This is a genomic window from Microcoleus sp. Pol14D4 (genome assembly GCF_036701245.1).
In the GTDB taxonomy this organism is placed as follows: Bacteria; Cyanobacteriota; Cyanobacteriia; order Cyanobacteriales; family Microcoleaceae; genus Microcoleus.
In genome coordinates this window covers 15351-29203 of sequence record NZ_JAUBQM010000012.1, presented here as the reverse complement: position 1 = coordinate 29203, position 13853 = coordinate 15351, and the positions used below count along the sequence as shown (strand labels likewise).

The window sequence follows — 13853 nt, the reverse complement described above, 5'->3', positions numbered from 1 at the left end:
TTTAGCTGTGCTAACATTTGAGAATGAAACATTAATGTCTTCCTCGAACGCGAAAAAATTTTACGGTCAATTTTATTGATAGGTAAATTAACCGTTTTCCTTGCTAAAAATTGGGTGGAAGGATTAAACTTTAAAAAGTTTAGTGGAATGCACCAGCTAATATACCTTTTTCCCTATTTAAAATTCGTCAACACCCCGTAAATTGCCCAAATTGCCATCGCCCGCAAATAGTGACTCGCCCGAAAAGTCCCCCCCGCCGTAATCGCTTCCGGCGTGCGAAACTGCAAGCCATTTTCATAAATCTGCTTCACCACTGCATCCGTCAATTTAAACGCTTTATCCTCCATCCCCATCTGTACCAAAAAAGCCGCCAGCCCAAAATTAATCCCAGTCCAAACTTCCAAAGGATGAGTCGCATTCGGATTTTCCGGCGAACCATTCAGCATCACGCCATTTGCCGCACCGAACTCGCCATCGTTGAACTTCAAAAAGCAAGAATCGTACACAGTTTCTAAAGCGCTGACTGCACATTCCTGCGGTACAATATCCGGCAATCCTAACAGTTTCGCGTAAAATTGACCGCACAGTTGGTCAGCCATCACCACTTCGGAATTACTCTCGCTGTCCAAACGGTAATATTGACCGTTCCACAGTTTTTCTTGATAGCTCGGTCTTGCTTGTAGCAGCCAACTGTGATATAATGCTATCTTTGATTTGGGATTAGGAATTATCTGCGGTGCTGCCTCTTCCAAGATTTCGCCGATCGCGATCGCAGCCTCCAGCGCCGCCAACCACAAACCGCCGCAATACGCACTTATCCCCCGCATTTGCCAATCATCAAACGTCTGATCGGGTGCTCCAGAATTCTCTGGAATTCCGTCCCCATCCTCATCAAAAGTTTTCAGATAAGCCAAAGCCTCAACAATTGCCGGCCAACACTCTTGCAGAAACTCACAATCTGTGCCGCCAGTCAACAGGAAATCCCGATAAACCTGCAACACAAAATCGCACGGTAAATCCTTCCACAAATTGCAATCTTGATAGCTAGTATAATTGGTTTTCTCCCAAGGATGTTCGTTAGGAGCACCCAAATCGTGTGGCGTCGCACCGACAGCTTTTCTAATAGCCGAAGCTTGATTCCAGCCAATAATTCTCGGCGTATCGTCTCCGGCTGAAATTGCCCTAGCGAACGCTAAAACTACCGACTTTTCCAAATCAGGCCACAGCATCAACAAAGCAAAAGAACCGTAAAGCCGCACGTCCAAACTTTCGTACCAGCGATAATCAATGCATTCCAAAACCGCAAATTGACCCTTGGGGTCGCGTTCGTCAGCCGCACTCCACAGAGTACCGCCATCTGTGAGGGCGTATAACTCGTTAAACAAAGCCATTTTAAAACTATCTGACAAATCTTTCCGTTCTAAAATAGGTTTTTGCCAAGCTTCAATATTTTCGCGCCAAGTATCGGAATGCTTCATTGCAGTGCGAATAATCGGCCAAGCATTTTTGCCGTTGCGGCCGAAGAAATCTGTATAGCGGCGGTAGTACCAAACTCCCGATGCAAACTCAGTAACGGGCAAATCCCAAGCTATAATAAAGGGGATTTTGCGCGTTTTTCCAGGTCGAAGAGTAAAGCGAACTGCGATCGCACAAGCCAACTGTTCTCCTGCGGCTGCGGCTGTCTCGTCTTTGTCATCCAACAAGAAACCTTCAGCAGAAAAGTTGCGCCAAATATCTTCGCCATTCCCCGCCGGGTTCCAGCGAGTTTGATAGAATACTTCTACCGCCGGATTAGTAATAGTTGCGATCGCCCACTGTCCATCCCCCTCTTGCGGTTCGTCCTCAGCAGTCAACCGCGTCATCACGCAACCGATCCGGTGAAAATCTTCCACCAACAAATTCAAATTTCCCGCACTTTCTCCCCAGCGGGATTGATAATCATAAAATGGACTGCCATCATCTCGCACCATCACTTTCGGCGACTTATTGGCATTAGTAAACCAACCGACAATATTCTCCCAAGTCAGCATGATACTGAGAGTAATCGGCGCATCTGTAGGATTGTGCGCCACCCATTCAAACATGGCAACTGGGTAACTGCTTTCCTGATAATTGTTCGGCAAAATTGGCGAAAATTGCTCGCAGGTTAATTTAGCCTCAAACACATTTTCGTAAACAAACCAACTGCGCGGATACAAAGCATGATAAGTCCCAGAAGATTGAAATTTTTCCTTCTCTTCCCTTCTTCCGTCTGCCTTCAGAATTCCATCCGTTGCATCCGTTACATAATCCGTTGCCGAACTTCCTTCTTTTGGATACCATTTCCAACTAGATAAACTGCCATCGGTAGGCGGTTCAGTGGAGAGTGCAAAAGCTTGTTTTTTACCTTGAGTTTCTTCAAAAACGCTGAACTGACAAGCGGGCAAACTGCGAAAAATGTGCTCGCCGCCGTCAATGTGCCAGAGGTTGAAGTCGCCGCGGGGCGATCGCCCGATGCAGCCGGCACCGAACCCGCCCAAAGGCATTCCGTGCCAGGGCCCGTCGTCTAGATTGCTTGCGTAGCGGACTGTATAGGGATTATCCCAACCGAGGCCGATCGGGCGTTTCCAGGCGTGCGGGGGGATGTTTGGAGTAGATGTGCGATCGTTCATGATAGGTGTTAGTGGCAAGGGCGATCGGTGCGATTCCGGCACAGCTTTAATAGTATATATAGGACTTACACAAAAAACCCAGTTTCTGATTTAGATTTTAGATTTTAGATTGCAGCAAGGCACTTTATCGGGGCAGAATATCACCTAAGCTTAGATTGACAAACTCCGCAGGTATCGTTTAACATTTAATTAGATGCTAATTTCATGTTATCATTATGATTAACCTTTCAAGAGACATACATTCTCTCACCGATTTTAAACGTAATACGACTGAGTTTGTGCAGCGGCTCAAACAAACAAAACATCCTTTAGTTCTAACTGTCAACGGGAAAGCAGAGTTAGTTATTCAGGATGCTGAATCCTATCAGAAACTTTTAGATGCAGTTGAGTTATTAGAGACTTTAAAGGGAATTAAACTGGGTTTGGCACAAATGGATCGAGGGGAAGGGCAAAAAGCGGAGGATTTTTTCAATCAACTGTTTGATAAGCTAGACAGTTAGCGATGAATCAGAAATATCAAGTCATTATCCAACCCGCAGCGCAAAAAGCGATCGAGGAATCTTATTTTTGGTTGAGTAATCATTCTTCTCAGAAGGCTAGAAATTGGTTAGAAGGCTTGTACAAAGCTATCTTATCGCTAGAAAATATGCCTTCTCGTTGTTCCTTCGCGTTTGAGAATAGTTTTTTTGAAGAAGAAATACGACAACTTGTTTACGGCAAGGGACGAAATGCCTATCGGATTCTGTTTACGATTGTTGATGATAGAGTTCAGATTATTTTTGTGCGACACGCTGCCCAAAAACCGATGATAGATGAATCCGAATAAACTCCGTCGAAGTGTCGAAACCCTGACTCCCCGTGCTTAATTCCTATATCTAGTTTGACACCCCACTTTATCGGGGAAGAATATCATCTAAGCGAAGTTGCAAGCTTTTTAACAGAGGAGAAATAATCGGTTGACCAAGGCGAAATTGTTGCTGAGTGTAATCTTGGTCAATTAGTTGGCAAACGGTGATAGTAGGTTGTTTTGGTTTACCGATAAAAGCCACACCCCCCAATCCGCGATAATCAACGATCCAATATTCTGGAATCCCTAAAATAGCATATTCTTCAACTTTTCTGGCGTAATCTGTTTCCCAGTTAGTGCTGACGACTTCTACCACCAATTTAATAGATCGTCCCAGCGTAATCACAGGTTCTCTTTCCCAGAGAGGTTCGCTGACAAGGGCGGTTTCATCTAACACGACAATATCGGGACGGCGGGCAGTAGCTGCATCAGAAAATGGACGGATCAAACAAGTGCGGGGAATGAACCAAGGTAGTTTTTCGGCTGCGATGGCTATGCCGATTTGAGTTGCCAGTTTACCGCTGACGGTTTCGTGTGGGCTTGTGGGTGACCTGTCAACTAATTCTCCGTCAGCGAGCTCGTAGCGGAAGTTGTCACAATATCGATCGAGGAATGTTTCAAAAGTTAAGATTTTTGGCGCGGTGTAAGCCATTGGAAACTAATAGTTTTTTGCTAAAAATCTTATTGTATCAACTAACCAAATCCCAAATCAGTTCCTTTCCCCGCGTGAACCAGAGCCAACTTTTCGTAACGCTTAGCGTGTTCCACCAACTCCGCAGCTTCTTCCTCAGAGACATCCCGGAGGCGTTTGGCAGGCACTCCCGCAACTAGCGTGTGAGGGGGAACGTCTTTGGTGACAACAGCCCCTGCACCGACGATAGAGCCTGTTCCCACCCTCACTCCATCCAGGACGATCGCCCCAATCCCGATCAGGCAGCCCCGTTCAATGTAAGCTGAGTGAATCACCGCTCGGTGTCCGACTGTCACGAAATCTTCCAAAACAGTCGGTTTTCCCGGATCGCCGTGCAGAATTGCTCCATCTTGGATATTAGTAGTTGAGCCGATCGCAATTCGCTCTACATCCGCCCGCACCACCGCCCCGTACCAGATACTAGCGCCCGCAGCCACCTCTACCCTGCCGATGACTACAGCGCCTTCAGCGACAAAAGCCGCTTGGGACAGATCTGGCCTTGGCCAATAGGAAGGAAGTGCAGACTGAGATTCGTTGAGATTGCTCATTAGTTGGTCGATCGTTATACTTCTAGCAGATTAGCTGGTTGTTGATACGGGATATAATAAAAGTATTTGGGACTTTTGCAGAGAAAATATGCTGGGACGCAAATAAATGATTGAAGTTGCCTTGCAATACCCGATGTTTGGCCCGGAAATTCAGTGTCCCCACTGTCGCCAAACAATTCCGGCTCTAACGCTAACGGATACCTATTTGTGTCCGCGTCACGGGGCATTTGAGGCAGATCCAAAAACGGGGGAACTGGTTCACCTTCAGTCTGGGCGGCACTGGCGCCGCTGGGAGAATGAATGGTATCGCCAGCACACCCACCCGGACGGGATTCGGTTTGAAATTCACGAAGCGCTCGATCGACTCTATACTCAAGGCTACCGAGCAACTCGCGTGATCGTTGCCCAACGCTATCGCGACTTAATCAGCGCTTATTTGGAACGCAGCACGCCTTGGCGCGGCCAGTCCGAATCGCCGCGGCCGAGGCTGTACGGTTTGCCTGTAGATTTTAGCCCCGATCCCCAAGAGGACCCTTGTTGGGAAGTGATTAATTTTGATTTGGAAAAAGAGCCGGGAGTTCCGATTAGATATCCCTATTTTCGGTTGTTTGAATAAGTGAAGGAAGTTCGGCAACGGATTCTGTAACGGATGTAACGGATGTAACGGATGTAACGGATGTCCATCGGAAGAAGGAAGAGGGAAGAGGGAAGAGGGAAGAAGGCTCTATTGCTTTCGCGCTAAAGATGCTGCGACCGTTTATAATTCCCAATTACGAATTTACCCTCTAAAATCTAAAATCCCAAGCCGGAATTCCTACTTCCCTTCTAAAATCTAAAATCTAAAATCTAAAATCTAAAATCGAATGCACCACGCCTCGATTCGCACTGCTAACATTCACCGGGCGATCGCCTTTTACGAACAGTTGGGATTTACTGTTAGCGATCGCTTTACCACAGGTTACACCCTAGCCTGTTGGATGGAAGGTCTTAACGGACGCATCGAACTCATTCAAATCCCGGAACCAAAACCCGCACCGGATGCTTTCGGAGACGAGCATTATGTTGGATATTATCATTTATCTTTTGATTTAACTGAAGCGACAACTGACTTGCCTAGTTGGTTGCAGTCTGTTAAAGAGCGGTTTGAGGAAGCTGCTAAAGACCAACCAAACCAGTTTCAATCTTTGAAAGTTTTATTAGAACCGACTCAACAGGCGATCGGGCAAAATGTTTACGAAGTAGCTTTTATTGCCGATACTGATGGTTTGCCTTTAGAATTTATCCGGCGGCTTAATTAGTTAATTACTAACGACTATGGATAATCATTGTCTTTCTCAATCGGAAACTTAGAATAGTTATTACTCTTAATCCCTCATAACGTTTCTTACCAACTTAACAATATTTTTATAAAATCTACTAGATTTTTAACTCAAAATCTAGTAGATTTTATTTTTGACCCTATAATATGAATATCTATTCATACGATCAGATGTAAGCAAAACCCACGAAAAACCATGCAAAAAGCCAAGTCGAGCGATTCCGGCTGCTGTAGTCACGACCACCACCACGAACACAGTCATAATCATAACCACGACGGCCACGGCCACGACCACAACCACGACCACGGGAACGGAGATTTCAACCTCAATCAAGAATTGATTCCTGTGATATTGGTTGTTGTACTATTTGTCGGCGGTTTAATTTTTGAAGAACAACTCCACAACACGCCCTATTCTATAGGTGAATATCTGGTTTTCATCCCAGCCTATCTTTTAAGCGGATGGAACGTTTTAACCTATGCGGGTCGCAACATTCTGCGAGGTCGATTTTTTGATGAAAATTTTTTAATGACTATAGCAACACTCGGCGCTGTCGCTATTCACAAACTCCCTGAAGCAGTCGGGGTGATGTTGTTTTTCAAAATCGGAGAACTTTTTCAAGAATTTGCGATCGGGCGATCGCGTCAATCGATCAAATCGCTTTTAGAAATTCGCCCAGACAGCGCCAACCTCAAGACAAATGGCGACATCAAAAAAGTTTCGCCAGAAACCGTAGCCGTCGGCGATATCATCCTTGTCAAACCGGGAGAAAAAATTCCTTTAGACGGTGAAATTATCGGAGGCAACTCTCAGATTGACACATCTGCACTCACGGGAGAATCAGTACCTCGAACGGTGAAAGTTGGAGAAACAGTTTTAGCAGGAACAATTAACCAGACAGGAGTTCTCACTGTCAAAGTTACCAAACTCTTCGGCGAATCTTCAATCTCCCGAATTCTGGAATTAGTAGAAAATGCCAGAAGCAAAAAAGCTGAAACTGAGAAATTTATCACCAAATTTGCCAGTTATTACACGCCTTTTGTCGTATTTGCATCGCTAGCAGTGGCTTTAATTCCGCCTTTGTTCATTTCAGGAGCAACTAATGCCGATCGCTTTTTATGGGTTTACCGCGCCCTTGTCTTGTTAGTGATTTCCTGTCCTTGCGGATTGGTAATTAGCATTCCTCTGGGATACTTTGGGGGAATTGGCGGTGCAGCCAAGCGCGGTATTTTGGTTAAAGGCTCGACTTTTCTAGATACCCTGACAGCAGTCAAGACAGTTGTGTTGGACAAAACAGGAACTCTGACAAAAGGAGTTTTTCAAGTAGCACAAATTGTGCCTCAGAATGGTTTTTCCCAAACAGAGTTAATGGAAATAGCGGCTAAAGTAGAATCTCAATCCAATCACCCAGTCGCGAAATCTATTCTGGAAGCTTACGGCGGAAAAGTAGATTCATCGGATGTGAAAGATTACGAAGAAATAGCGGGACATGGCATCCGAGCAAAATTAAATAATCAAATTGTGCTGGCGGGAAATGACCGTTTACTGCACCGAGAAAACATTGCTCACGATGTCTGCAATGCTGAAGGTACGATCGTGCATTTAGCGGTAGACAACCGCTATGCTGGGTATATTTTGATTGCTGACGAGCTGAAGGAAGACGCAGTACAGGCTATTCGCGACCTCAAGAAACTTGGTGTTGAGCGAATCGTGATGCTCACAGGAGATAATCAAGCTGTAGCCGATAGTGTTGCGAAAAAGCTCGGTTTAGATTCCTATTTAGCTGAGTTATTACCAGAAGGAAAAGTCGAGGCAATCGAAAAATTGATCGGTCAATCTAAAAAAGGCGATAAAATTGTCTTTGTCGGGGACGGAATTAATGATGCACCCGTGCTTGCTAGAGCTGATGTGGGCATAGCGATGGGGGGTTTGGGCTCCGATGCGGCGATCGAAACTGCCGATGTTGTAATTATGTCAGATGCACCGTCAAAGGTGGCTGAAGCCATCCAAATTGCCCGGAAAACTCACAATATTGTTTGGCAAAATATCATTTTTGCCATGTTAGTCAAAGGCATATTTATTGCTTTGGGTGCTTTTGGGTTAGCGACAATGTGGGAAGCAGTTTTTGCCGATGTTGGGGTGGCTTTAGCAGCTATTTTCAATGCGACTAGAGTTTTGAAATAGAGTATTCGCAGGGCGAGCCTTGCCCACCTTACCCCACAATTGAGACATACATTTTGAGGTCAAAAATACTATGCGTCGTCAACGTTATCAGCCCTGGATTCACCGCTATTCTCGTCCCATTACGGCAGGAATTGCCTCAATAGGGGCTGCGACTACTGCTTATCTAACAGTGGTCAAGTTATCCAACGGGACGACAGTTTGTCCGATCGAAGGCTGCGATATCGTGCTTTCGAGTCCCTATGCCTATGTCTTTGGTTTCCCTCTTTCTTTGTTCGGTTTTTTGGGCTATTTGAGCATGATAGTTTTTGCCGTAGCTCCCCTACTTGTTAATCCCGCAGAACAGAAGAGTCTCCGCTCTAAGTTAGAGTCTTGGACGGGACTATTTCTGTTTGCTGGTAGCACAGCTATGACAATTTTCAGCGGCTATTTGATGTATGTACTGGCTGTTGATATTAAAGCAGCTTGTATTTACTGTATTGCGTCTGCTTTGTTTGCAACTAGCTTGTTTGTCTTAGCATTAATCGGTCGCGAATGGGATGATATCGGGCAACTATTTTTTATAGGGATTCTGGTGTCTATGTTAGTCCTGATTTCCTCTCTGGCTCTTTATGCCGATGTTAATAATCTCGGTACAGCTAAGGAAACAAGTATCAATACCACAACAGCCTCTGGTACTTCCGAAATTGCTTTAGCCCAACATTTAAAAAAAGTGGGAGCTAAAATGTACGGTTCTTTTACCTGCGATCACTGTCAGATGCAGAAGGAAAGTTTTGGCAAAGAAGCGGCTCGCATTATCAATTATATCGAGTGCAATCCGCAAGGGAAAAATGCTCGTCGCGATCTTTGCGAAGCTGCCAAGATTCAGGGTACTCCTACTTGGGAAATCAATGGTAAGTTTTACTCAGGGCAAAAATCTTTGCAGGAGTTAGCTGATTTATCAGGTTATCAGGGAACTCGCGAATTTAGAAACCTCTCAAATCAGGAACGTTGACAAGAGTGATTTTTGGCGATCGACCTAATCATAGTCGATCGCACGCATCTCGGTTTAAGGTATGAAAAAATACACAATTTCATATTTATTGCAACTTTGCCGGATTTCGATCAAACTGATGACATTCCGCTACACTTGTGAAATTATGAAAACAATATGAAAACGTCCAACGGTAAAACAAATGACTGATTCGGAAAACAAACCCAGCCTTCCTGAAGTTCACCGCAGCATCCCCGTTCCAAACAGCAAAGGTTTCTGGCGTAAAATGCTGGCCTACGCAGGGCCTGGATATTTGGTTTCAGTGGGTTACATGGACCCCGGAAACTGGGCGACTGACTTAGCGGGGGGAGCCAAGTTTGGCTATGCGCTATTAAGTGTGATTTTGCTATCTAATTTGATGGCAATTTTGCTGCAATCACTCTGCGTGCGTTTGGGAGTGGCAACGGGACGAGATTTGGCACAAGCTTGTCGAGATTATTTCAGTCCGCGAGTCAGTTTTTTGCTGTGGATACTTTGTGAAATTGCTATTTCTGCTTGCGATTTAGCTGAACTTGTTGGTAGTGCGATCGGGCTGCAATTGCTATTTGGCATTCCCTTAGTTTGGGGAGTGTGCATCACTGCACTAGATGTGATAATGGTGTTATTTATACAAGGAAAAGGCTTTCGTTATATCGAAGCTTTAGTGATTACAATTATTGCAATTATTGGCGGTTGCTTTATCGCAGAAATGATTTTTGCCAAACCAGATGCCGGAGGAGTTTTACTCGGTTATGTTCCCAACCTAGAGAGTTTGCAAAATCAGGCAATGCTTTATATTGCTGTTGGTATTTTGGGGGCAACTGTGATGCCGCACAATCTTTACTTGCATTCGTCGATCGTGCAAACTCGCTCTTGGGAAGAAACGGCTGATAAAAAATGGGAAGCAATTAAATTTGGCACAATTGATTCTACAGTAGCGCTGTCAATAGCTTTGTTTATTAATTCAGCTATTCTGATTTTGTCTGCAGCCAGCTTTCATTTTTCCGGCTATCAAGCAGTAGCAGAAATTCAAGATGCTTACAAACTGCTTTCTCCGGTACTGGGCGTGGGTTCTGCCAGTGCAATTTTTGCCTTTGCTTTATTGGCTTCGGGGCAGAACTCAACCTTGACAGCAACTTTAGCAGGACAGATTGTGATGGAAGGGTTTCTAAATTTTCGACTGCGACCTTGGTTGCGGCGCTTGCTAACTCGACTGATTGCAATTGTGCCGGCTTTGATCGTAATTATCTTGTTTGGGGAAGGTAGTACAACTAATTTACTGATTTTCAGTCAAGTGATTCTCAGTTTGCAATTACCCTTTGCAGTAATTCCCTTGGTAATGTTTACCTCAAACCGCAACTTAATGGGAGATTTTGTAAATCCATTTTGGCTGAAAGCCTTAGCTTGGTTAGTGGCTAGTATTATAGTAGGATTAAATAGTTGGCTGTTATTACAAACCATTTTCTAGCAATCTGAGGCTCAATTAAACTAGAAAAACAAAACCCGCCGGAGCGGGTTTTATCTTAAAGCTAATTGTTTAAGGACTGACGGTTTCAACTACTTATGAGGAACGACAACCTCATGAGCGGCAACGGGACGGGCCGAGGAAGCAGTAGTTTTCAAAAGTGCGATCGCCTGCGCGTAGCAAGGATCCTCCTTAGTCGCAACCAACATCGGTTTGTTAGCTAATTTCAGCTTTTGTTCGTCGGTTACTTCAACTTTCACATCGGGAGTAACCCCCTTGTGGCTGATATCCGTACCGTTGGGAGTATAGTAGTGAGCGATCGTCACTGCCAATCCCGAACCGTCAGCCAAAGAATGTACCGACTGCACCAAAGCTTTGCCAAAAGTTTGGCCGCCCATCACAGTTGCGCGCTTGTTATCCTTCAGAGCACCGGCCAAAATCTCGCTAGCGCTGGCCGAGTTATCATCCACGAGCACCACCAAAGGCTTGTCAGTGATTGCAGTGCGGTTGGCCCGCATTTCCTGAGAATCTCCCGTGCGATCGACTGTACGGACGATCGCCCCTGTATCCATCCACATCCGAGCGATATCAATGCTCACTCGCAGCAACCCGCCGGGATTTCCCCGCAAATCTAAAACAAAAGCATCAGCTTTCTGATCCGAGAGCTTTTTAATCGCCGCCTGCATTTGTTCCCCGGCATGAGAGCTAAACTCTTGCAAACGGATGTAACCGACATTCTGACCGCCTTCTTTCTTGAGGCTGTAGCGAACCGCTGCTACCTCAATTCTCGCCCTAGTCAGAGTTACATCAAATTCGCTTTTGCCCTCACGAGCAATCCGCAGCGTGACTTTTGTGCCTTCGTCGCCTCGAATTATCTGAGCCGCATCCGAGACAGTCATGCCTTTGGTAGTTTTGCCGTCTATCACCAAAATCCTATCGCCCGCTAGAATCCCGGCCTTCAGGGCGGGGGAATTTTCCATCGGCTCGACTACAGTAATCACTTTCGTTTTCTCGTCTTCTTCGAGCCTCATCCCCACCCCTGTCAGTTCCCCAGAGGTTTGATTCGTCAGCGCTTCGTACTGCTTCGGGTCCATAAAGCGCGTGTACTGGTCGTTTAATTTCTCTAGAGCTTTACGGAGAGCGGTATAGGCTGCTTCGCGAGAGGTATAGTTTTTGCTCAACAGTTCTTGGCGGGTCAATTGCCAGTCAGTCTTGTTAAAGCTGCCATCAACATAGTCTCGGTTCACAATTTGCCAAGCTTCATCTAAGACAGCTTTGGGGCTATCTTGAAGCTCGGCGCGGACTGATTGACTCAGGCCGGGAACGAGTAAAGATATCGAAGCGGTTGTTGCCATCGCCCCACTGAACAGGGCTGCCTGTAATTTAGAAAAGCGTCTGCGGGCTTGATTCATTGAATTTGGCTCAATTCGATTTTAGATTTTTGATTTGAGATTTTATATTGCTAAAAAATCTCACACTACTACTTAAACTATTGTGTGGAGGCTCCACTATCCCTTTGGACAGTTTAACGAGATTCATAGTCGATCGCCAACCAATTATTACTCTCTTTCAATAAACTTAATTTAAAACTTGGATTTATAAAGTGCCGTGGAAGCTAAAATCGAACAATTTTCACGTAAGTGGTTGAGCCTGCTCGTTAATGGAGCTATCGGTCTAGCAGCGCTGGCGGGGGTCGTCGCCATGCAGTCGAGCGGGGAGTTGGGCGGAATGTCCCCAGTTCGCGTTCAGGGGCAAAAGCCGCTCTCTGCAGTGTCTGCTGCCAGTTTCAAGCAAGCCGCACAGCAAGAAGCGCAGCAAGAAGCCCTGCGGCTAAAAATGGTCAAAACTATCCCTAGTTTTGGATTTGACAATTTAATTGCAGATTGGACATTTCTAAAATTTTTGCAGTATTTTGGCGACGACGAAGCCCGAGATGTGACGGGCTACAATCTGAGCCAAGATTATTTTGACATAGTTACGCAGCGCGACCCGCGGTGGGCTGACATCTACCTGTTTCTTTCCACAGCTATTTCTTTTTATCAAGGAAAGCCTGAAACCGCTGTTAACTTTATAGAGCGCGGTACTAGGGCTCTTGCCGTTTCGCCGCAACTTCATTCCCAATCGTGGATAGTGTGGCGAACTAAAGGTCTTGATGAGTTGCTGCTGTTGGGGGATATTCCAGAGTCAATTAACTCTCACGAAATGGCCGCTGATTGGGTGGAAAAAACGCCGGAAGGGAAAAATTTGGCGCAGATGTTTCGAGCAACTGCTGAGTATTTGCGCCGAGATCCCGATAGCGTGCCGGTGCGGTTTACTGCTTGGAGTACGGTTTATGCTCAAACAACTGATAAGGTGGTGCGTCAAAGGGCGAAGCAAGCTCTTGTAAAGTTGGGAGCTCAGGTGCAAAAAGATCGGGATGGAAACGAGAGTTTTATTTTGCCCCCTCGAAAGTAAGCAGAAGGAAGAAGGAAGAAGGAAGAAGGAAGAAAGGAAATGCAGTCGCAGTAATAGTTTCAGATATCAAGAATGTCCTAAATGTCAAGGCGGTTGACTGTAATTCCCCAATCTAAAATCTCAAATCGGCTTGAGTTAGTTCGCGCCATTCACCGGGTTTGAGGTCTTCGAGACGCAAATGCCCGATCGCGCACCTGACCAGCCGCAGCGTCGGAAACCCTACTGCTGCGGTCATCCGGCGCACTTGGCGGTTGCGGCCTTCTGTGAGAGTCATTTCCAGCCAAGCTGTGGGCACGTTTTTGCGAAATCTAATCGGCGGTTCGCGGGGCGGCAAAGGTGGTTCTGCTGACAATAATTGCACTTTTGCCGATCGAGTCCGATAATCTTGAATTGTGACACCTGTCTGCAAAGCGGCGATCGCACTTGCATCGGGAATTCGTTCAACTTGCACCCAGTAAGTGCGGGGATGAGCGAATTTCGGGTCACTGAGGCGGTGCTGCATTTGTCCATCATCGGTTAGCAGCAACAAACCTTCACTATCGCGATCGAGCCTTCCTACTGCATAAATGTCAGGAATAGGAATATAGTCTTTGAGTGTACTGCGTTTAGTTTCGCTGGAGTTGTCAGTGAATTGAGTTAAAACGTCGTAGGGTTTGTAAAATAGAATGTAACGATAAGGCATGAC

At 45.7% G+C, this 13853-nt stretch carries 13 protein-coding genes; 8 read left to right on the top strand and 5 right to left on the bottom strand.

Annotated elements, in window-relative coordinates; translation table 11 throughout:
- Positions 1-173: 173 nt before the first annotated feature.
- A complete protein-coding gene (locus QUA33_RS07465) occupies positions 174-2651 on the bottom strand; it encodes a GH116 family glycosyl hydrolase (protein ID WP_333147728.1) in 2478 nt (825 codons plus the stop codon).
- Between the two features lie 215 nt (positions 2652-2866).
- Here QUA33_RS07465 and QUA33_RS07460 point away from each other — a divergent pair, with 215 nt between their 5' ends.
- Both QUA33_RS07460 and QUA33_RS07455 read left to right on the top strand, forming a co-directional pair.
- Positions 2867-3151 carry a type II toxin-antitoxin system Phd/YefM family antitoxin gene (locus tag QUA33_RS07460; RefSeq protein ID WP_172187146.1) on the top strand — a complete coding sequence of 95 codons (285 nt, stop codon included), beginning with the start codon at positions 2867-2869 and terminating at the stop codon, positions 3149-3151.
- A gap of 2 nt (positions 3152-3153) precedes the next feature.
- On the top strand, positions 3154-3477 hold the full coding sequence (locus tag QUA33_RS07455) for a type II toxin-antitoxin system RelE/ParE family toxin (RefSeq protein ID WP_333043944.1): 324 nt from the start codon (positions 3154-3156) through the stop codon (positions 3475-3477).
- A 67-nt stretch (positions 3478-3544) separates the two neighbouring features.
- On the opposite strand, the gene QUA33_RS07450 is transcribed toward QUA33_RS07455, so the two are convergent.
- Positions 3545-4150 carry a Uma2 family endonuclease gene (locus QUA33_RS07450; RefSeq protein WP_333147726.1) on the bottom strand — a complete coding sequence of 202 codons (606 nt, stop codon included), beginning with the start codon at positions 4148-4150 and terminating at the stop codon, positions 3545-3547.
- Between the two features lie 41 nt (positions 4151-4191).
- Positions 4192-4737 (bottom strand): gamma carbonic anhydrase family protein, encoded by a 546-nt coding sequence (locus tag QUA33_RS07445; protein WP_333147724.1) that lies wholly within the window; start codon positions 4735-4737, stop codon positions 4192-4194.
- Between the two features lie 106 nt (positions 4738-4843).
- Here QUA33_RS07445 and QUA33_RS07440 point away from each other — a divergent pair, with 106 nt between their 5' ends.
- From QUA33_RS07440 to QUA33_RS07420, 5 genes are all read left to right on the top strand, one after another.
- The gene (locus tag QUA33_RS07440) at positions 4844-5353 is read left to right on the top strand and encodes a TIGR02652 family protein (protein WP_006631343.1); all 510 of its coding nucleotides are present in this window, start codon (positions 4844-4846) and stop codon (positions 5351-5353) included.
- 247 nt (positions 5354-5600) lie between these two features.
- Positions 5601-6035, top strand: a complete 435-nt coding sequence (locus QUA33_RS07435; RefSeq protein WP_333147721.1) for a VOC family protein — start codon at positions 5601-5603, stop codon at positions 6033-6035.
- 216 nt (positions 6036-6251) lie between these two features.
- Positions 6252-8240 carry a heavy metal translocating P-type ATPase gene (locus QUA33_RS07430; protein ID WP_333147719.1) on the top strand — a complete coding sequence of 663 codons (1989 nt, stop codon included), beginning with the start codon at positions 6252-6254 and terminating at the stop codon, positions 8238-8240.
- 70 nt (positions 8241-8310) lie between these two features.
- Complete coding sequence (locus tag QUA33_RS07425; RefSeq protein WP_333147717.1) at positions 8311-9231, top strand: vitamin K epoxide reductase family protein; 921 nt, start codon at positions 8311-8313, stop codon at positions 9229-9231.
- Between the two features lie 181 nt (positions 9232-9412).
- Positions 9413-10717, top strand: coding sequence for an Nramp family divalent metal transporter (locus QUA33_RS07420; RefSeq protein WP_333147714.1), 1305 nt, complete (start codon positions 9413-9415; stop codon positions 10715-10717).
- 89 nt (positions 10718-10806) lie between these two features.
- On the opposite strand, the gene ctpB is transcribed toward QUA33_RS07420, so the two are convergent.
- Entirely contained in the window at positions 10807-12126 is a 1320-nt protein-coding gene (gene ctpB, locus QUA33_RS07415) for a carboxyl-terminal processing protease CtpB (protein ID WP_333096653.1), read from the bottom strand.
- A 196-nt stretch (positions 12127-12322) separates the two neighbouring features.
- Here ctpB and QUA33_RS07410 point away from each other — a divergent pair, with 196 nt between their 5' ends.
- Positions 12323-13168, top strand: a complete 846-nt coding sequence (locus tag QUA33_RS07410) for a hypothetical protein (protein WP_333147713.1) — start codon at positions 12323-12325, stop codon at positions 13166-13168.
- Positions 13169-13280: 112 nt separating this feature from the next.
- Here QUA33_RS07410 and QUA33_RS07405 read toward each other — a convergent pair whose 3' ends face one another.
- A complete protein-coding gene (locus QUA33_RS07405) occupies positions 13281-13850 on the bottom strand; it encodes a pseudouridine synthase (RefSeq protein WP_333147710.1) in 570 nt (189 codons plus the stop codon).
- Positions 13851-13853: the final 3 nt, after the last annotated feature.